At 62.2% G+C, this 18,736-nt stretch carries 14 protein-coding genes; 6 read left to right on the top strand and 8 right to left on the bottom strand.

Annotated elements, in window-relative coordinates; genetic code table 11:
- Positions 1-8: 8 nt before the first annotated feature.
- From SALLO_RS0105860 to SALLO_RS0105850, 3 genes are all read right to left on the bottom strand, one after another.
- The gene (locus SALLO_RS0105860; RefSeq protein WP_157621292.1) at positions 9-494 is read right to left on the bottom strand and encodes a hotdog family protein; all 486 of its coding nucleotides are present in this window, start codon (positions 492-494) and stop codon (positions 9-11) included.
- A gap of 217 nt (positions 495-711) precedes the next feature.
- The gene (locus tag SALLO_RS0105855) at positions 712-3,324 is read right to left on the bottom strand and encodes a S9 family peptidase (protein ID WP_022835386.1); all 2,613 of its coding nucleotides are present in this window, start codon (positions 3,322-3,324) and stop codon (positions 712-714) included.
- Positions 3,284-3,940 (bottom strand): acyloxyacyl hydrolase, encoded by a 657-nt coding sequence (locus SALLO_RS0105850; RefSeq protein ID WP_169577895.1) that lies wholly within the window; start codon positions 3,938-3,940, stop codon positions 3,284-3,286. The genes SALLO_RS0105855 and SALLO_RS0105850 overlap by 41 nt, the downstream gene beginning before the upstream one ends.
- Before the next feature lie 59 nt (positions 3,941-3,999).
- Between SALLO_RS0105850 and SALLO_RS0105845 the strand changes: the two genes are divergently transcribed.
- Positions 4,000-4,767: an alpha/beta fold hydrolase gene (locus SALLO_RS0105845; protein ID WP_022835384.1), complete on the top strand. Its 768-nt coding sequence runs from the start codon at positions 4,000-4,002 to the stop codon at positions 4,765-4,767.
- Between the two features lie 10 nt (positions 4,768-4,777).
- Here SALLO_RS0105845 and SALLO_RS0105840 read toward each other — a convergent pair whose 3' ends face one another.
- The 5 genes from SALLO_RS0105840 to SALLO_RS15560 form a co-directional block, all read right to left on the bottom strand.
- Positions 4,778-6,217 carry an NAD(P)(+) transhydrogenase (Re/Si-specific) subunit beta gene (locus tag SALLO_RS0105840; protein WP_022835383.1) on the bottom strand — a complete coding sequence of 480 codons (1,440 nt, stop codon included), beginning with the start codon at positions 6,215-6,217 and terminating at the stop codon, positions 4,778-4,780.
- A gap of 42 nt (positions 6,218-6,259) precedes the next feature.
- A complete protein-coding gene (locus tag SALLO_RS0105835) occupies positions 6,260-6,550 on the bottom strand; it encodes an NAD(P) transhydrogenase subunit alpha (protein ID WP_022835382.1) in 291 nt (96 codons plus the stop codon).
- Between the two features lie 6 nt (positions 6,551-6,556).
- Positions 6,557-7,705: an NAD(P) transhydrogenase subunit alpha gene (locus tag SALLO_RS0105830; protein WP_022835381.1), complete on the bottom strand. Its 1,149-nt coding sequence runs from the start codon at positions 7,703-7,705 to the stop codon at positions 6,557-6,559.
- 123 nt (positions 7,706-7,828) lie between these two features.
- The gene (gene serC, locus SALLO_RS0105825) at positions 7,829-8,935 is read right to left on the bottom strand and encodes a 3-phosphoserine/phosphohydroxythreonine transaminase (RefSeq protein WP_040605727.1); all 1,107 of its coding nucleotides are present in this window, start codon (positions 8,933-8,935) and stop codon (positions 7,829-7,831) included.
- A gap of 156 nt (positions 8,936-9,091) precedes the next feature.
- Positions 9,092-9,562: an FKBP-type peptidyl-prolyl cis-trans isomerase gene (locus SALLO_RS15560; protein WP_022835379.1), complete on the bottom strand. Its 471-nt coding sequence runs from the start codon at positions 9,560-9,562 to the stop codon at positions 9,092-9,094.
- Between the two features lie 192 nt (positions 9,563-9,754).
- Between SALLO_RS15560 and SALLO_RS0105815 the strand changes: the two genes are divergently transcribed.
- From SALLO_RS0105815 to SALLO_RS0105795, 5 genes are all read left to right on the top strand, one after another.
- The gene (locus tag SALLO_RS0105815) at positions 9,755-10,705 is read left to right on the top strand and encodes a Brp/Blh family beta-carotene 15,15'-dioxygenase (RefSeq protein ID WP_022835378.1); all 951 of its coding nucleotides are present in this window, start codon (positions 9,755-9,757) and stop codon (positions 10,703-10,705) included.
- A 318-nt stretch (positions 10,706-11,023) separates the two neighbouring features.
- Positions 11,024-11,755 (top strand): hypothetical protein, encoded by a 732-nt coding sequence (locus tag SALLO_RS0105810; protein ID WP_022835377.1) that lies wholly within the window; start codon positions 11,024-11,026, stop codon positions 11,753-11,755.
- Positions 11,756-11,850: 95 nt separating this feature from the next.
- Positions 11,851-12,996, top strand: coding sequence for a glycoside hydrolase family 113 (locus SALLO_RS15555; protein ID WP_157621290.1), 1,146 nt, complete (start codon positions 11,851-11,853; stop codon positions 12,994-12,996).
- A 57-nt stretch (positions 12,997-13,053) separates the two neighbouring features.
- Positions 13,054-17,802: a DEAD/DEAH box helicase gene (locus SALLO_RS18615; protein WP_022835375.1), complete on the top strand. Its 4,749-nt coding sequence runs from the start codon at positions 13,054-13,056 to the stop codon at positions 17,800-17,802.
- Positions 17,803-17,807: 5 nt separating this feature from the next.
- Entirely contained in the window at positions 17,808-18,614 is an 807-nt protein-coding gene (locus SALLO_RS0105795) for a coiled-coil domain-containing protein (RefSeq protein WP_022835374.1), read from the top strand.
- Positions 18,615-18,736: the final 122 nt, after the last annotated feature.

The following is an 18,736-nucleotide window of genomic DNA, read 5'->3' as shown; positions in this document are numbered from 1 at the left end:
CGCAGCGCCTAGTTCAGGCAGATCATGCCCACCGGCGTGGGAAAGACGGGCATGAAGAGGGCCGGATCGGGGCGCTCGTTGTCATCGACCGGCTCCTCGGGAAGCTCCACGTCGTCCGGCAGCGTTTCTGTGCCGGGTTTGTAGACGCCGCGCGCCGTAGCAATGACGGCGCCGTCGGTCGTTAGGAGCGCAGCCTCTACCACCACATGCGGCGGCTGCGTCATCACCACGCGGGCCGTGGCCGTCACCGGACCGTCGTGATCCGGTGCTTGCAGATCGACGGTAAAGCGCTCGGCGGTGACGCGGCGTTCCTTCTCCAGCGAGCCGGCCGCGAGCATGGCCACGTCCTCTAGCAGCTCGTGGTGGTCGCTGGTAGACGCAGCTTGCAGCGCGCCGTTGAGCTGGGCGCGGCCGTGCGCGATCGATACGCGCTGGTTGTTGTGGGTGCCGGCGTACAATTCTTCGAGTCGGCGAAAATGTGCATTACGAATCATAATCATCACACATTCTGAACAGGACATGCGGGGCGCCGCGCATCAAGCGCGACGGGCATTCTATGCCCACGAAAAGGATGCCAAGCCGCCCGGCCGTGCCCAATTGGCAGACGGTGGGCCCACGGTGGGCGCGTTCCCTCGGCAGGTGTTACATCCCTGAAAGAGATGCCCGCGCGATGCGCGACACGATACAGAATGTCAGCGACGAGGTGACAGGCTACGGGGCGGCCCGTGGCGGCGCGTAGCGTGCCAGAAACTCGTAGATGCGCAACAGGCGGTCGATGCGCTGCGCGGGGGCGCCGGTACGCGAGAGGTCGTGGCCCGCGTTGGGGTAGCGGACGTACTCGACGGGGCGGCCCAGCACCTTCAGGCTTTTGTAGAGCATCTCGCTCTGCACGACGCCGGTGCGCAGGTCGTCGTCGGCGTGCATGATGAGGAGCGGCGTGTGGATGGACGGTGCGTAGGTTTGCGGGCTGTTGCGAAGGAGCGCGGCCCGCGGGGGGGAGCGGAGCGAATCTACCGGCGGATGCTCAATGACGGCGCGGTAGGCCGAGTCGGCCGTGGCGGTGAAGGTCGAGTCGGTGCGGCCGGCCGGGGCCGGCACGGCGCCGTTCCACGGATAGCCGCCAAAGTGCCAAGGCACCAGGCGCCACGCATTGCCTTCCCCAAAGAAGGTGGAGAGGTCGTACACGCCACGCTGCGCGACGGCCGCGTCAAACCGATCCGTTTGGCTCACCATCCAGGCGGTTAGGTAGCCCGCGTAGGAGCCGCCGGTGAGCACCTGGCGCGAGGCGTCGATGCCCGCCGAGTCGACGACGGCATCGACCGCCGCCAAGACGTCCTGCATGGGGCCGGGGCCCCAGTTCTGGAAGTTGGCCGCCTTAAAGGCGCGTCCGTAGCCGCCAGAGCCCCGCGGGTTGGCAAACACGATGGCGTAGCCGCGGCCCGCGAGGTACTGAAACTCATGCCACATCGTAGCTTCGCCGGGGCCCCACATGGCCATGGGCCCGCCGTGCATTTCAACCAGCAACGGAGCGCCCTGAGGGGGCACCGGGCCGGGCGGGCGCATCAGCCAGGCGTCGATGGTAAAACTGTCGCTTTGCACGGTAAACGGCCGCATGGAAGCCAGCTGCCGCTGGGCGATCCACGCATTGGGGTTGGCCAGGAGCTCCTCGCCGGTAAAGCTGACGGTGTTTACGTACAGGGCGTACGGATTGCGCGGCGTGGTGCGGGCGTACACGACGGTCGCGTCGGTCGCGTCGAAGGCGCGCACGCCCTGCGTGGGGGGTACGAGCTGCTCGGGCGCCACGTCGTGGATGAGCGTGCTGTCGACCACAAACGAGTCGCGCGACACGGCCAGCGTCGGCGGTTGATAGGGCGCGCGCGTCGAGTCTTGGGCAAACGGCGCAAAGCGGTACAGGGGAACGCCGCCCTCGGAAGGAGCGGTGGCGTACAGGTACCATCCGGCGGGCGACCACTTCGGAGCGCTCAGGGAGCGGTCGAAGGCGCGGGTGATGAGCTGCGGCTTGCTCCGCCCATCCAAGGCAAACAGGCCCAGTTCGTTTTGGGCATAGCCGGCGTCGCGTAGGTCGCGCGCCACAAAGGCGAGCTGGGTGCCATCGGCCGTAACGCGGGGAGCGCTGAGGGCGTAGTGCTCCAGATGCAGCAGGCGCCGCACGGTGCGCGCCTGCACATCGACAAAGTAGAGGCTCCGGGCACGCACGCGGTCGGGGTGGCGGCTGGTGGCCGGCGGCGCGCTCACCACAAGTTGGCGTCCGGTGGGGAGCCACGCGGCATCGTAAAAGCTGCGGAAGTAGGGCGTGAGGAGGCGCGGTTGCGGGCGCGGCGGCGTCTCCTGCAGCAGGTCATTGGGAAGGCGCACCGTGTAGAGGTGACGAAACGATGCATCGGGCCGGAGCGCATGCTCGCCCTGAAAGTCGAGCCGCGTGATGACCTTTGGGTTGTGGCGGGCCTGGCGCTGGGCAAGCCAGCGGCGCACCTGCGGGAGCGTACCATCGGGCGTGGCCGGCGGCCGCGGGGGTTTGATGGCGAGGGTATCGGGCACGAGGCGCAGCGAATCGAGGACGGACTGCAGGCTGTCCGGCGGGACGGCGCGCAGCGTGTCGAGGCGCGGCGCGAGCGTCTGCGAGTAGATGCGCGCGCTGGTGTCGGGCCGTAGCGGGAGGTTGAGCGTGTCGCGCGGGGCGAGCGTGGCGGCGTCGCGCAGCACCAGCACCGTGTCGGCGGGTGGGGCCCAGAGCGTGTCGCGCGGCGAGCGGCCGGGGCGCTCGCTGAAGGACGGCACCTGGCGGAGCGCACGGGCCACCGCGGGCGCCGGGCGGGTGGAGGCAAACAGCAGCTGTTGGCCGTTTGGGCTCCACCGCGGACGGGTGGCGCCGTGCGGAAGGCTGGTGAGCTGGTAGGGCGCGCCGCCGGTGGTGCTCATCACAAAGATTTGGGGCGTACCATCCACGGGGCGCACAAAAGCGATCAGGTCGCCGTCGGGATGCCAATCGGGCTGCGTAGCGCTCGCCGTGCGGGTAAGCAGGCGCGGTGCGTCGCGGCCGCTGGTGGGCACTACGTACAGCTGGTGGCGATACGCGTAGGGCGCGTCGGCCGCGGGCGTCTCCACAATGCGCTTCTGCACGTATGCAGCGTAGCGGCCATCGGGCGAAAGCTGCACCGCTTCGATGGAGCGGATCTTGAGCAAGTCGGTGGCTTGTACGGGGGTGGGCTGCGGTTGGGCGCGGGCCGCCGCTAGCGATCCGCACAGCAGGATGAGAACGAGGCTACAGCGCCACGAGGACGCCAGCGTAGAGAAAGTGGACATCAAACCCGGGATTGATAACTCCGCGAAAACCGTTGGATAGGTGGTGGTAACGATAGCCAAGCTGCAGGGTCCATGGCCGCGTGGGGTGCCACGCAACACCGGCGCCCAGGTCGGCCGAAAAGTTCATCTGCAGGCCCTTGGTATCGGGCACCACCTCAAAGAAGTAGACAAAGCCCACGCTGCCGCTAATGAAAGGTTGCACGGCCCGGCGCGGGCGAAGATTGAGCTGGAGCCCGGCCGGCACGAGGCCCACCCCCCGTACGCGGCGCGCCGGGGGCACGCGGCCGGGCGGCGTGCGGGGCGTCGTAAAGTTGCGTCCGGGAATATGCAGCACCACCCACGGCAGCGCATCGAGCGTGTACAAGAGGGCCGCCGAGGTGAACGCAGGCAGCAGGCGGCGCTGATACCGCACGGCGCCGAGCGAAAGGCGCGAGGTGGTAGACGGCGCAATGAGGCCCCCGGAAGCCACCGAGGCCCCGCCCCACACGCCCACCTGCTGAGGCGCAGCGGGCTGCGCGTAGGCCGCACGTCCGGTGAATAGCAGAACGACAAGGAGGAGCCACACGGGCCGAAAGAAGTTGGCACAGAACCGAAGCGAACGCAAGCGTACGGGCAAGGTACCTATGCCAACGGTGCCGCGTTTCTTCGCGTAGATTCTCCGACAACCAACCCATCATGGATCTTTTCTACAAGCAGTACGGCAAGCACAACCCGCCCCTTATCATCTTGCACGGCCTGCTGGGCGCCAGCGGCAACTGGCATACGCTAAGCCGCAACGTATTCAAAGAAAAGGCGACCGTGTACGCGGTCGATCAGCGCAACCACGGCCGCTCGCCTCACCACGAGACGTTGACGTATGAGGCCATGGCCGATGACATCCGCGACTTTATCCACCGCCATGCGCTGGGCACCGTCACGCTGCTAGGGCACTCGATGGGCGGCAAAACGGCCATGCAGACGGCGCTCTCGTACCCGGGGCTCGTGGATCGGCTGATTGTGGCCGACATGGCGCCGAAGGCGTACCCGCCCCATCACACCGAGCTGCTTGAAGCGCTCGCGGCCATCGATCCGTCGGCCTACGACAGCCGAAGCGCCATCGACGAGGCGCTGGCCGAAGATGTGCCATCGTTTCCGATCCGGCAGTTCTTGCTGAAAAACCTGGCGTACGAAGACGGGACGTACCGGTGGCAGATGAACCTGGGGGCCATTCGGGCCAATTACGAAGCCATCAATGCGGCGATAACGAGCGGGCGGACGTTCGACAAGCCCACGCTGTTTGTGCGCGGCGGGCGCTCGGACTACGTGGCCGATGCGGATCTGCCGGCCATCCGCGGCTTGTTTCCGCACGCGCGCCTCGAAACTATCGCGGACGCCGGGCACTGGGTGCATGCCGATGCGCCGGACGCGTTTGCGCGCCTCGTGATGGACTTTCTGGCGGATTGACGAGGCGGCGCTACGCAGCCTGCAGGGCCTTCACCTCGTCGACGAGGGCGCTTACGGTCTCCTTCGCGTCGCCGAACAGCATCTTCGTGTTGTCGGCAAAGAACAGATCGTTTTGTACGCCCGAGTAGCCGGGGCTGAGGCTGCGCTTGAAGACGACCACCGTCTCGGCTTCGTCTACATTTAGGATCGGCATGCCGTAAATGGGACTCCCTTCGTCGGTGCGCGCGGCAGGGTTCACCACGTCATTGGCCCCAATGACGAGCGCCACATCCGTCGTGGAAAACTCCGGGTTGATCTCGTCCATCTCGTATAGCTGTTCGTACGGCACATTGGCCTCGGCCAGCAGCACGTTCATGTGGCCGGGCATGCGGCCCGCCACGGGATGGATGGCGTACTTCACCGTGATGCCCTGTTCTTGCAACAGGTCGGCCAGCTCGCGCACGGCGTGCTGCGCCTGCGCCACAGCCAGCCCGTAACCCGGCACGATGATCACCTGCTCGGCGTAGCTGGTAAGGATGGCGGTGTCGTCGGGCGAGGTCTCCTGAACGGTTTTGCCTTCGGGGACGTCAATCGCGCCAGGGGCGTCGCCGTCGCCGCCAAACCCGCCAAGCATGACGTTGGCCAGCGAGCGGTTCATGGCGTCGCACATGATGACGGTGAGGATCATGCCTGCAGCGCCCACCAGCGTTCCGCTCACGATGAGGGCGGTGTTGTTGAGCACGAAGCCGGTGGCCGTGGCCGCGAGGCCCGAGTAGGAGTTGAGCAGCGACACGACGACGGGCATGTCGGCCCCGCCGATGGGCACCACGAGGAGCACGCCCAGCGCGAGGGCCGCCAGACAGAGCGCGAGCGCCGGGTAGGCCAGGCCGGTGCCCTCCACGAGCAGCCCTCCCGCGCCGCGCGTCATCTGCACGAGGGCCGCGCCCGCCACAAGCAACATGCCGATGGTGAAGCCGCGCATGCCCGGAAAGGTGAGCGGCTGCCCCGACAGGCGCCCGCTGAGCTTGCCATACGCCACGAAGCTGCCCGAGAACGTGACGGTGCCAATGAGGATGCTGAGGCCAATGACGAAGGCGTCGCTGCCGGCCACCGTTGCGGCGTTCAGCACGGAAGCTTGCTGCGCGTACCGGGCCACCTCGGCCCCAGCCACCAGCGCCGAGGCGCCGCCCCCAAAGCCGTTAAAGACCGCCACCAGCTCGGGCATATCGGTCATTTCCACGCGCTGCGAGAGCCACCCTCCAACGGCGCCCCCCAGCGCTAGCCCGCTCACAATCATGGGCCACGACAGGATCTCTTGCAGAAAGAGCGTCGCGACAACGGCTACCAGCATGCCCGACGCGGCCAAGGCGTTTCCCACGCGGGCCGTAACCGGCGATTGCATGCGCTTGAGTCCCAAAATGAAAAGAATGGCCGCGGCAACGTAGGCCAGGTCGATGAGGGCGCGTTCCATAGTGGGGAGCGGGCAGGAATAGGTGAGGCGAACGGGCGTGGGCTATGCAGCGGGGGGCGCTTTCTTCTTCTTGACGAACATCTCCAGCATGCGGTCGGTGACGAGGAAGCCCCCCACCACGTTGATGGTGGCCATGACGAGCGCGGCAAAGCCCAGCCATTGCGCCCACGGACTTTCGGTCATGCCGGCGGCCACGAGCGCGCCCACGATGGAGATGCCGCTGATGGCGTTGGCGCCCGACATGAGCGGGGTATGCAGCGTTTGCGGGACTTTGCTCAGGATCTCGGAGCCCAAGAAGGCCGAGAGCACAAAGTGAATGATGTTGGCAAGCATGGCAGGTTACGCCTCAGATGATTGATTCAGCAGATCGCGCACGCGGTCGTTCTGCACGGCGCCGTCGTGGGTCAGGCAGGCTCCGGCAAACACATCGTCGTCGGGGGCCGGCACAAACGCCCCGTCGTCGTCCAGAAATTCTTCGATGAGGGCCGCCACCGTCTTGCTGTACAGCTGACTGGCGTGCACCGGCATGTCGGCCGGCAGGTTGGTGGGGCCGAAGATGTGCACGTCGTGAACGGTGCGGGTGGTGTTGGCTTCGGTGTGCACGCAGTTGCCGCCGTTCGGCGCGGCGAGGTCTACGATGACGCTGCCGGGCTCCATGGCGTCCACCGCCGCCTCGTTGATGAGGACGGGCGCCGGGCGGCCGGGGATGAGCGCGGTGGTAATGACGACGTCGGCCTCGGCCACGTGCGGCTTGAGGAGCTCGGGCTGGCGCTCTTGCTTGGCCTTTTCGAGGGCCCTTGCGTAGCCGCCTTCGTCTTGCGATCCCTCGGTGTCGAGCGAAAGCTCGACGAACGTTGCGCCCAGGCTTTCCACCTCCTCGCGCGTGGCGTCGCGAATGTCGTAGCCAAACACCTTGGCGCCCAGCCGCTTGGCGGTGGCAATGGCCTGCAGGCCGGCGACGCCAGCGCCCAACACGAGCACGCGGGCCGGTCGGATGGTGCCCGCGGCGGTGGTGAGAAGCGGAAAGAACTTGGGCAACGCGTGGGCCGCGATCAGTGCGGCGCGGTAGCCGCCCAAGGAGCTCATGGCCGAGAGCGCATCCATCTTCTGCGCCCGCGAGATGCGCGGCACGAGCTCCATGGCCAGGCTCGTAACGCCGGCATCGGCCAGGCGCTGCGCGCGCTGCGGGTGTTCGAGGGGCGCGAGAAATCCGACCAGGGTGTGCGCGGGCCGCAGCGCATCGAGCAGGGCGTCGGTGGGCGCTACGGTAGCCAGCACATCGGCGTCCAGCACGCCCGCACGATCGGTGACGGTCGCCCCGGCCTCGGTGTAGGCCGCGTCGTCATGAAAGGCCGCAGCCCCTGCCCCTTCTTCCACCACCACCTGCACGCCATGCTGCGCCATGAGCCGCTCCGCCACGGTGGGCGTGAGGGCGACGCGCGTTTCGCCGTCTGCGGTTTCGCGGGGCACGCCAAGGGTGGTTGCCATGACACGGGGGGCTCGTTGCAAGGGGCACGGGCGGCGCAGGCAATGGCTGCACCGTGCCTATAAAATAGTGAAGGGACATTGGATTGCAATGCCCCTTACACCATCGTCGAAGTTGCGTGTCGATCAGCCGTGGGTGCGCTCAAATTCATCCATGAATGCCACCAGGGCATCCACGCCGTCCTCGGGCATGGCGTTGTAAATGGACGCGCGCATGCCGCCTACGCTGCGATGGCCCTTCAGGCTCATGAGCCCTTCAGCGGACGCTTCTTTGATGAAGACCGGTTCGAGGTCGGCATCGTGCAGGCGGAAGGTGACGTTCATGCGCGAGCGGGCACCTTCGTCGACCGTGCCGCGGTAAAAGTCGTTGCGGTCGAGGCGGTCGTACAGCTTTTGCGCCTTCCGCTCGTTCAGCGCGGCAATGGCGTCGAGTCCGCCCTGGTCGAGCAGCCAGCGGCCCACCTTCTCCACCATGTAGATGGGAAACACCGGCGGCGTGTTGAAGCGGCGTTCGGCGTGGGTGCCGTAGTCGAGCATGGTGGGCAGGGGCTGCTTGCGCCGCTGCAAAAAGTCGTCGTGGACGAGCACGATGGTGACGCCGGCCGGGCCGATGTTTTTCTGCGCACCGGCGTAGATGAGGCCGTAGCTGTCGAGGTTCATCGGGCGGCTCAGGAACTCGCTGGAGGCGTCGGTGACGACGGGCACGTCGAGCTGCGGGTCGAAGCCGTACTGGTTGCCGTTTACCGTTTCGTTGGTGGTGATGTGCACGTAGGCCGCGTCGGGGTGCAGGTCCCACGTCTCCTGAGCCGGGATGTGGCTAAAGTTATCGTCCTCGCTGGAGGCGGCCACATGCGCGGTGCCCACGCGCTTCGCCTCTTTAATGGCCTTCGTGCCCCAGCGCCCGGTGATGACGTAGTCGGCCACGCCGTCTTCGGGCAAGAAGTTGAGCGGCACCTGGTAGAACTGCATCGACGCGCCGCCCTGCAGGAAGAGGATGTGCCAGTCGTCGTCGAGGTCGAGCAAGGCCCGGATGTGGGCGCGGGCGCCGGCCTCAATTTCGTCGTAGGCCGCCGAGCGGTGGCTGATTTCCATAACCGACGCGCCCACGTGGTCGTACACGGGAAGCTCTTCGCGGGCCTCAAGGAGCACGTCTTCTGGAAGCGCTGCCGGACCGGCGGAAAAGTTGTAGAGGCGCTGGCTTTTGTCAACCGGCGTAGATTCCATCGTAGGCATAAGCGTTGCGTGGGGTTGGATGAACAAGCGGTACGCGACGTGCACGAAGCAACCCGCACAAAAGATTCCGAGGGGCGTAGCCGTGCAGCATCATACAAAAAAGCCCCTGCACCGGAAGGATGCAGAGGCTCATGTCGCATCACGCAGGGGAAGGACTCACGGCGTGATGATGTTCGATTCGCCATCGCTGCTTTCACCGTTGGAAGCAATGTCAACCAGCTCCAGATCGAAGGTGAGGGTGCGTCCGGCGAGCGGATGGTTCGCGTCGATGGTAACGGACTCTTCGCCGAGGGCCGCGATAAACACCGGCACCTGACGGCCGTCTTCAAGGCGCAGCGTAAGCTGCGCGCCAACCTCGGGCTCCAGGTCGTCGGGCAGCTGCTCGCGCTCCAGCTCCATCACCATGTCCTCGCGGTGCTCCCCGTAGGCCTCCTTCGGCGGGATTTCTGTCGTCTTCGAATCACCGGGTTCCATGCCGGTCACGGCCTCTTCAAAGCCCGGAATAACCCGTTGCTCGCCTATCGTAAAGCGCAGGGGCTCGTCTTGCGACTCGTCGAACACGTTGCCGTCTTCGAGCCGTCCGGTGTAGTGCACCAAGACTTCGTCTCCTTTCTTCGCTTGTGCCACGGTGCTGTGCTATTTGGTTCAGTATTGTGAATCTCTACGCTGCAACGCGCCGTGCAGCCGCGTGTTCGTGAGGAGGCGGCTTCGCGGGCGCTGTGGCGGCTGTAATTTGCTTGTCACTGCGGTTGGAAGCGGGCGCCGTGCCTGCTATACTACGAGCAGCCCATGATTTCTTGAAGGCTCTGAAAGAACGCCATGTCTGCTGATGAATCGATTTCGCTGCGTGCTACACCGGTGTATGCGGGGGTGCTTGCGTGTACGTTAGCTGTTACGCTGTGGGCGCTGTGGCAGCCGTTTGTGCTGAATGGCTTGACGCTCGCGCTGCTTGGGGCCGCGCTGGTGCTTACCGGCATTCCGCACGGGGCGGTCGATCACTTGGTGGCCGCTCGCCTGTTTGATACGGGTGGTTCGTGGAAGGGCCACGTGGCGTTTTATGGCACCTACGCGGCGCTGATGGCGGCGTACGGGGCGGTGTGGTATGTGGCGCCGGTGGCTGCGCTGGCGCTGTTCTTTCTGCTCACCATGTACCACTTTGGGCAGGCCGACCTGGCGTACTGGCGGGCGCCGCGGGGCCTCGACGTGGCACTGTACCTGTCGCGCGGGGCGCTCTTGGTGGGCCTGCCGGTGGCCGCGCATCCGGCGCTCGTCGATCCGATCTTCGCGGCCCTCGCGGGGCTGCACCCGGCCCAGTGGGCGCTCTGCACCACGTACCAGACGACCACGCTCGTGGTACTCGTGGCGCAGCACGTTGTGGTGTTGGGCTTCGCGGCAGCGCTGAACGCGCCCGCCGGCGGGTGGCGCGAAGGCCTCAATACGGCGGTGCTCACGGCGCTATTTGTGGTGGTGCACCCGCTGGTCGCGTTTGCCGTCTACTTTGGACTCTGGCACTCGCTGGGGCACATCCTGGAGCTGCTACGTTTCTTTCGAACGCGCCAAGGGCCCACGACGCTCCGCGGCTTTTACCAGAAGGCGGCTTTGTACACGCTGCTGTCATTTGTTGGCCTTGGCGTGCTCTACGCCGTCACCCAGTCGTTTGGCCTGCAGCACCGGATGATTGCGCTGCTGTTCATCCTGATTAGCGTGCTTACGCTGCCGCACATGCTTGTGGTGGAGGGCTTGTACCGCACCGACCCGCCGCCCGCGTAAATTACCCGCGTAAATTACAGGCGCAACATGTAGCGCCGCCGCCCCTCGGATCTGAGAAGCGGCGGCGCGCAGCGACATTCTGTGTGGCTGTGTAGGCTTCAGCATGGGGCGGGGAGGAGCTCATATGAAACAAAAAGGCCTACAACAGTCTTACTCGTCACATCACGCTCGATGTCATCTGCCGAGTGCTCGAAAGTAGATGACTACCTCTGCTCGCAAGTCCACGTCGCTCGGTACGGGTTGCGCATCCAGGTTCCAGGCGCCTAATTGCGTCTCCCGGCAAAGTCCACTTCAACGTTAACAGGTCTTCGTTTCAACATGATGGATACGCTTCTTGGTGGTGCGATCATTGTCGGCACCGCACTCGTTTGCTTTGGCCCCAGCCTCTGGATGCTGGCGACGCTCTACCGGAAGTGGGGCAGTCTCTCATGGAAAGGCGTTGCCCGTCAGGCTCTCGGTGCCTTTGTGTGGCCTGTGGTAGCGTTGACGGGGGTGTCTATGATCGTTTTCTACGTTGCTCTCTCCGGTGGAGGAGCTTACACGCGTACCACGGACATCGAAGACTATGAGGACACGCTCGCTGCGTGGTACGACTCGACAAAAGTCGCCCATTTTCCCCCCACCGTTGCCAAACAGCAGGTGCGCCAATTCAGATCGTACCGATACCATTTCCCTGACATTCACCACCAGATCCTTCTGGTGATCGACGTATCGCCGGAGCGAGCACAGACGATCTACCAAGAAGCCGACCCGAAGGCAGCGTACGTGGTCACATGGAGAGACTCCACGTCCAACAAACCCGTCGTTTTGGAGCATCGATCTGGGGTGAAGCCAAGCAAGGCGCCGCTACGTCTTCCGAGGTTCGCGAACGATAGTGCGTCTGCGTCCAACTACGTCGGCTACTTTTTCAAAGCCCAGCCGCACCGATACGGGGATCCCGATCTTGATGGCGAGGATGCCGGACCACAGCAGGACGAAGTCGCTTACGGGATTGCCTTTCACAAAAGTCGATCGCGCGTTCTGTACTGGAGTGAATGGGCAACCTATTGATCGCAAAGGCTGGCAGCAAGCGCTGATCGCACGTGGACCTGTGCGTAGCATTCCGTTGTCTCCGCATCCATTCCCTCTCTATCTGCCTTTTACCAATGAATCTGCGCTCTCTGACTACGATCCCGATGTTCATCCTCGGTGCGGTCCTGCTGTTGTTGCTCGGTGCCCTCGGCCTCTCGTTCGCCGTTGGTCTCCCCGTGCAAGCGTGGTTTGCCGATGACCCGCCCCCGGCCGCAGGCATTCAGGGCGTCACGCTCGATGCCAAAGACCGCCCCGGCCCGGTCACGTACGACCACCTCGAACGGCTGGGCATCAGTCATGTGGCAATTGTGCCCTACATCTTCCAGCAGGACGCCGAGACGCCCGTCTTTCAGGCCAACTACGGATCGGGGTGGGCCACCGAAAACGATCAGGGCATCCGTTCGATTGCCCGTGCGCTCGACAAGCGCGGGATCGACCTGGTACTCAAACCTCAACTCTGGCTCCGTGACGACACAAAAGGCTGGCTTCAAAACATCACGTTTGAAGAGGGTCCAGAGTGGGACCAGTGGAAAGCCGGGTACCGCGAGCACCTGATGCACTACGCCCGAATGGCCGAACGGCTGGAGGCGGACGTGTTCTGCGTTGGCACCGAAACCGACCGGTTGGCCGCGTCGCATCCCGGCTTCTGGCGCGAATTGATCGCAGACGTGCGCGACGTCTACAGTGGCGAACTGACGTATGCGGCCAACTTCGGGACATTCGGCCAGATCCCGTTCTGGGAGGCCCTCGACCGGATCGGCGTTCAGGCATACTTCCCGCTAGCGGCAGCGCGTGGGTCCGTTTCGGTAGCTTCTCTCAAACGTCGATGGACGCCCTACAAGGCGGCTCTGGCCGTCGAAGCCCGCGCGCACGGTCGACCGGTGCTGTTTACGGAGATCGGCTACCGGAGCGCGCCTCATGCCGCCCAGCAACCGTGGGCGTGGCCGACGTCCGGCGAACAAGCAACGATGACGCCTGCCCCCAAGCTGCAAGCGCGTCTCTACCGAGCGTTCTTTCAGTCGGTATGGAACGAGCCGTGGTTTTCGGGCGCCCTCCTGTGGAAGTGGCACCGCCACGATGAGGCGTTCTACGACGAGCGGGCCATCGACTACACGCCGCAGGGCAAACCCGCCGAAGCTGTGATCCGCCAGTGGTTTTCGGAGCGGCCCCTGACGGGCAGACGTCACAACCGCACTCAGGAAAAGGGGCCGGGACAGTAGACGCGCAGGAATAGACGTGCCGCCCCTTTCGTACGCCGCAGATTGAAACCGAAGACCATGATTCTTTTCCTCGCCACGGAAGCGACCGCGCGCGTCCCCCGGTTCGGAGTGCCGCTTGGGCAGGACCTACAAGACGGGCCGCACTTGGTGGAAGTTGCGTGGCAACCGTACTCAGACGACCGGAAGTCTCTCGACGGCAAAGCCTTTCTGGTAACGCCCAATGAATTTGAGTTTCCAGAATGCACCCTAAAGGCTCACGGAATGACGATGGAGCAAGCGGTATCGGCCGGAAGAAAGCCAAAAGACATCCTTACCCGCCTGAACGACCGGCTGCGCGATGTTGACCTTCTTGTTGTCCACGATGCTCCCGCACAACTCGGGATTTTGCTCGCGGAGTTTCACCGCGCTGGCCTGGATACCCCTTTAGCACAGGTTCCCGTGCTGTGCACAAAGCATGCGTCCATTGGGGCTGGTCTCCTCTCTGCTAACGAGGACAGCGCGTCCGACGTGATCGCTCTTTATGCACAACTCACAGGCCGGCCCGCGTCAAGCACGCATCGAACACGCACTGCAGTTCAGAGACTCGTTTCGTGCTTTTGGAAACTCGTAGCGCGAGATGTTCTCACTCCGGAGCAGCCGGGTCCCTCATGGGAGAAAGCAGGTGCGTCGGTCGGAGCCATAGATCAGACCTCAACCAATGAGAAAGAGGCCGGTCCAGACGTCGATTCTTCCAGAGACGTCAAAGAAAGACTGCCCTCACAGGAAGCATTCATCATCGATGAGGTGGATGATACGATCCGGTCGATCCTCCGTACCCTTGATGACGACGAAGCGGATGCCCCGATGGGCGATGCGGAGGACGAGCATGATGAGGACGCTGGGCGCATCGGCCAGACCGAGGACCTTGGCGACGTCAAAAGCGATTCAGAAGTGGACTCGCATCCTCTGGATGCGTTCTACCAGCGGGTCGGACAGTTCTACGTGCCGGAACTGCGGAGGACTCCGCCACCGGATCCGGTCGATTCTTCTCTTGCGGTTGCCTACAACTATCTTTGCCGTGGGTACCCTACTCGGGCGTCGCTGCAACTCAGCGAAGGAATGCTCGATCATTACATCCCGGAAGCCGGTGCTACGTCCTCAGAAGACGGACCAACGATTCGCATCATGATCGATGCGGTTCCTTGGGAAGACGTGGATGCTGAGGCGCTCCGTGATGCGTTAAGCACTCCCCTATCCGCCGATTTAGCAAAAGTAGCGGGAAACATCGGTCAACGCCCGCTTCAACTTCTACGCCTGAATCGAAGCCTCATCCACGCCGCGCACATTCAGATTGTCCTGGTCTGGTGGCTGCTCCAGCAGGAAGCCTCCATGACGGAGTGCGACGGAAGCCAGCAGGTGCGTGTGCATCTCGAAGGATTGGCAGACGAGATCGCCCGGCTTATCTGCGACGATCTCACGACGCTGCTACACCAGTTGGCCACCCTTCGCGATGGCGAAAACGTCTCCACGATTCAAATCTGCGCTGTTTCAGATCCCGGAGAAGCCGATATTGACATTCGCGGCCCTTGGGCGCTTCCTGCGTCGAATGCGTCTGAGATGGCAGGCGAACCGGAATGCAAAACGGCATCCGGCACTGAAGCCTGCGCCTCTCCTGAAGCCTATGCCTCCTCTACATCGTCTCCCCTACGCCTGACACTCACCTACCCCGACGACATAGAAGCGAGCGATGCGCCGCAGTGGCCCAAGCGGCGCGTGTTCGCACGTCGCATTGAATACCCATCCATTGGGCATGTTGAACGGAGGCAAGAAAAAGATAGCGTATTCCAGAAGTTTGTGCGAACCGATGAGGCTCGCGTAGAGGCTTTGACCTACTTCTTGCAAAACGCACTCCGAAAGCGGGACTTTTACCCAGGTCAGTTGCCCATCATCAATCGTGCGTTGCAGGGCAAAGACGTCATCGGACTGCTTCCTACAGGAGGAGGAAAGTCGCTCACATTTCAGCTCTGTGGCCTGTTGCAGCCTGGCACCACGGTCATCGTGGACCCCCTCAATTCGCTCATGAAAGACCAGTACGATGCCCTCTGTGAAGAAGGTTTAAGCGCGAGTGACTTCATCAACTCGTTTTACTCCACAGACGAAAAGACGCGCGTTCGCGAGGACGTAGTAGCGGGCCGCCTCGGCTTTCTGTTCATTGCTCCTGAGCGTCTGCAGATGCCTCGCTACCGAGCGATGTTTGAGAACAGCCAGCGCAATGGCGTCCGATTTTCCTGCGGCGTTGTAGATGAAGCACACTGTGTCTCGGAGTGGGGCCACGACTTCCGCCACGTGTACCTGCATCTGGCAAGCAATCTACAGCGGTACTGCTCAGGCTCAGCATCCGGTTCTGCCACAGGCGACGAAGGAGATGAAAGCACTGCCTGTTTGCCTCTTTTCGGGCTAACGGCAACAGCGTCGTTCGACGTGCTGGCCGACGTGCAGCGGGAGCTTCGCGTGGGGGAAGATGCCATCATCACACTTCCCGCCGAAGCGATTGACCGCGAAGAACTTCACTTCCGTATTCTTCCGATTGACGCGGACGTTGGAGAAGGTCTTCCGTTCTACAGGCGAGAACGCAGGTTGGGCGGGCCAAAGTACGAGGCAGCGGAGAAGTTCATCCGCTCGGTGCCGGCCGAACTGCATAAGCTCAATCCAGACTCGGAGGATCACCTGCCGCCGGATGTCGACACGTTTTTCGGGACGGATGGTGCCGGAACGTATCCGAACGCTGGGATCGTTTTCTGTCCAACGAAGTCACCCACCCTCGCAAATGGCGTGTTGGCTCTGCGCAATGGAAAAAAAGGAAGGAGAGGTCTGGTGGACCGGATCGACAGCCTTGAGATTGTGACATTCTTTGGGAGGCAAGACGACGACACGGTCAAACAACCGGTTGTGCAGAAGACGGCAAAAGAATCGCAGGATAACCAACGCCTCTTCCTCCAGGATCGCGCAAACCTGATGATCGCCACGAAGGCCTTTGGGATGGGTATTGATAAACCCAACCTGCGGTTTACGCTGCACTACAGCACGCCCGGCTCCGTGGAGAACTTCTACCAAGAGGCCGGACGCGCCGGGCGCGATGGGCAACCGGCTCTCTGCGGCATCCTGTACCATCCGCGGGACATTGAGATGAATCGGGACTTCCACCGAAACTCGTTTAAGGGCATTGCCCGCGAGAAAGAAATTCTCACCGAACTGCTGGAAGAGGTTCGATACGAAGACCGGTTCTTTCTCCGGTTGGTTGAGCAGAAAGTCCGAGATCAATCCGATACGTACGTTCGCCTCAATCTCTTTCCCACCGAGGGCGGCACCGATCCGTTCTTGTTGTACGTCAACGGCAAGTGGCGCGATACAAAAGCCGACCGTGTCTGTTACGGTTGCCTTCATCTTCGGGACCTTTCCCAGTTTAAACCGAGAAGGTATCCGCAGAACGCCGATCCTCAAACGGCGCAGAACATCCTTGAATGTGTCCGAACGGTCATCCAGGAAGAATCCGACACCGACACCTACGTCGACTTTCTGACCCGCGTGCAGGCCCCTGGCATCCTTCGCGTCCTGCGAGAGCAAGAAAACAGGCAGACGCACGAACTCAGGGTGGGCTTCACCAGCAATACCGTTCAGGAGATGACAAAGCGTCTGGAGGAAATCGGAGCGCTCAAGGGAGGCAAATCGTACGAAATCAAAGATGAAGTCGTCCGAGCCGCCTACAACTTCAGCCACAGCGAAGATGAGTTTACTGGACGCCTTCACTTTCAGTACGAGAGGTACTTCGACGTACGCGACCTGGAACGATCTCTTTCCTTAGATGAAGAGACGGCGGCGTTTCTCCGTGCCAACTACCTAAAGATCCGCAACCCAAACGACACGGAGCGCGCGCTCTACCGGCTTTCTATTCTCGGGATCATCGACGATTACGACATTGACTACGCAGCGTCAGTCTACAACGTACGGTTTCAGGGAAAGCCGGACTCGGAATACCGTAGGTCCCTTGAAACGTATTTCCGACGCTACCTGGGAGAGGAAAGCACCAACGAACGGCTGCGCCAGATGGAAGCCTCGGAAATAGAGCCGCCTGATACGGATTCGCCCATCACGGATTCGATGATCCGGCGCTGTCTTTGGGCGCAAACGGAGTTTGTGTATGATGAGATTAAACAAAAGCGGGAGCAGTCGATCAAGTATATGGATACCCTTTGTCGTGAGGCCATCGAGCAGGGCGAGCAGCACTTTCGCGACAGCATCGTGTACTACTTCACCTCGAAGTACGCTCGGGATAAGTACTTGCCCGCAGCGCTTGATATGGGGAAAATCGAATCTCCCGAAATTGCCCGCACCTACATCAACTATGTCTTCAACCCGCCCGATGAGATGGGTGGACAGATTGACAATGCCAAGCATCTTCGAGGCGCCTGTGCCCGGTTGCAGACGAGCCTAAGAGGACAGAACGCCGTCCTTGACGTCTTGAATGCCTTCAGCATTCTTGTCCTTAACTCGGTTCAATACGACGACAACTCCACAAACAACGACAGCAAGGCGGTCAAGCCCTCCGAGGAGGCACTCGACGCCTACCAGCAGGGCTTTCGTTCCTTCGCGCGAAAGCCGTCCGTCGCTTGGACCGATGTTCTCGACACAATTCAGCACTTCCATGAGCACCTTCGCAAGATAAGCCCAGACATCGAGCGTTCCCTCCGTCCCAAACGGAATGCGCTTCTGGTCGAACGAACGGCCAAACGTCTCGCCACGCTCAATGAAACCCTTGACATTCTGTAATCCCAATGGAAATCACCCAAACACAACGTCATTTCGAAGACCTGGTTGACGAACTCCAGCGGCTGAAGTCTGCCACTGATAAGATCGACCAGAACGCCTCGGCAACCGAGGAATTGGCGGAGCGCGTTTCGGACATTGCGGAGGCGCTGGAAGCGTTCGTGCCTCGATTGCAAGCTGCCACCGACAAAAGCATCAAGAAGCTGGAGCAGCGGTCGAAAGCGCTTCAGGAGGCTGCCGAATCACTTCGTGGGTTTCAGGAAACGATTCAGTCGCGACACGAGACCCAACTTGACGACCTGGAGGCGGCGATTGATGCGGCACTGGAAAGGACAGGAGCGTCGAATGAGCAGCATCTGGACGATCTGTTCAAGACAGTTCGAGGGCTCATCGGTGAAGTCGAAAAGAGCCTCGACGCAAAGATGCGCCGTGTAACGAAGGACAACCGGGAACATGCAAACGAGCAGGCAGAACAGCTTCAGAAGCTCAAAGAGGCACTGGGTCAAGAGGTGTCAGCGCTGAGAAGCGAAACCCGACAAGGGTTACATGATGGCCAAAAGACGACCAGCAGGCGCGCAGATCAGTTGGAGAAGGAGAACGAGACCCTCATTAAGAAAGTGTCAACGCTTCGAGACGAAGCACAACAAGGGCTTCGCGACAACCGACAGCGGACCGACGCTCTTCAAGAAAGCCTCAATAAGCACGAAGAACAAGTGAGAGAATTGTCAGAGCAGATAGAAAAACAGCACCGGACGCTTCTGATTCTGATTGTTGGAGTCACAACTATCGTCTTGGCTCTGATTGTAATGGGATAATGCCAAATTACAACAGATGCACTCGACGAGATGTAGGGAGATGCGCTTGATGCTACCTGAAGGCAATCGTGGTAACCGTCGGGGGGCACAAATCGTGGTCTTGGGCGAATTTATGGAGAAAG

Source organism: Salisaeta longa DSM 21114 (assembly GCF_000419585.1).
Classification (GTDB): Bacteria; Bacteroidota; Rhodothermia; order Rhodothermales; family Salinibacteraceae; genus Salisaeta; species Salisaeta longa.
This window is presented reverse-complemented; position numbering and strand designations above follow the sequence as displayed.

What these genes read in the sequence shown, in the direction of transcription:
- SALLO_RS0105860 (WP_157621292.1), bottom strand. Translation starts at nt 494, where the DNA reads ATGATTCGTAATGCACATTTTCGCCGACTCGAAGAATTGTACGCCGGC.
- SALLO_RS0105855 (WP_022835386.1), bottom strand. Translation starts at nt 3,324, where the DNA reads ATGTCCACTTTCTCTACGCTGGCGTCCTCGTGGCGCTGTAGCCTCGTT.
- SALLO_RS0105845 (WP_022835384.1), top strand. Translation starts at nt 4,000, where the DNA reads ATGGATCTTTTCTACAAGCAGTACGGCAAGCACAACCCGCCCCTTATC.
- SALLO_RS0105840 (WP_022835383.1), bottom strand. Translation starts at nt 6,217, where the DNA reads ATGGAACGCGCCCTCATCGACCTGGCCTACGTTGCCGCGGCCATTCTT.
- SALLO_RS0105835 (WP_022835382.1), bottom strand. Translation starts at nt 6,550, where the DNA reads ATGCTTGCCAACATCATTCACTTTGTGCTCTCGGCCTTCTTGGGCTCC.
- SALLO_RS0105830 (WP_022835381.1), bottom strand. Translation starts at nt 7,705, where the DNA reads ATGGCAACCACCCTTGGCGTGCCCCGCGAAACCGCAGACGGCGAAACG.
- serC (WP_040605727.1), bottom strand. Translation starts at nt 8,935, where the DNA reads ATGCCTACGATGGAATCTACGCCGGTTGACAAAAGCCAGCGCCTCTAC.
- SALLO_RS0105815 (WP_022835378.1), top strand. Translation starts at nt 9,755, where the DNA reads ATGTCTGCTGATGAATCGATTTCGCTGCGTGCTACACCGGTGTATGCG.
- SALLO_RS0105810 (WP_022835377.1), top strand. Translation starts at nt 11,024, where the DNA reads ATGATGGATACGCTTCTTGGTGGTGCGATCATTGTCGGCACCGCACTC.
- SALLO_RS15555 (WP_157621290.1), top strand. Translation starts at nt 11,851, where the DNA reads ATGAATCTGCGCTCTCTGACTACGATCCCGATGTTCATCCTCGGTGCG.
- SALLO_RS18615 (WP_022835375.1), top strand. Translation starts at nt 13,054, where the DNA reads ATGATTCTTTTCCTCGCCACGGAAGCGACCGCGCGCGTCCCCCGGTTC.
- SALLO_RS0105795 (WP_022835374.1), top strand. Translation starts at nt 17,808, where the DNA reads ATGGAAATCACCCAAACACAACGTCATTTCGAAGACCTGGTTGACGAA.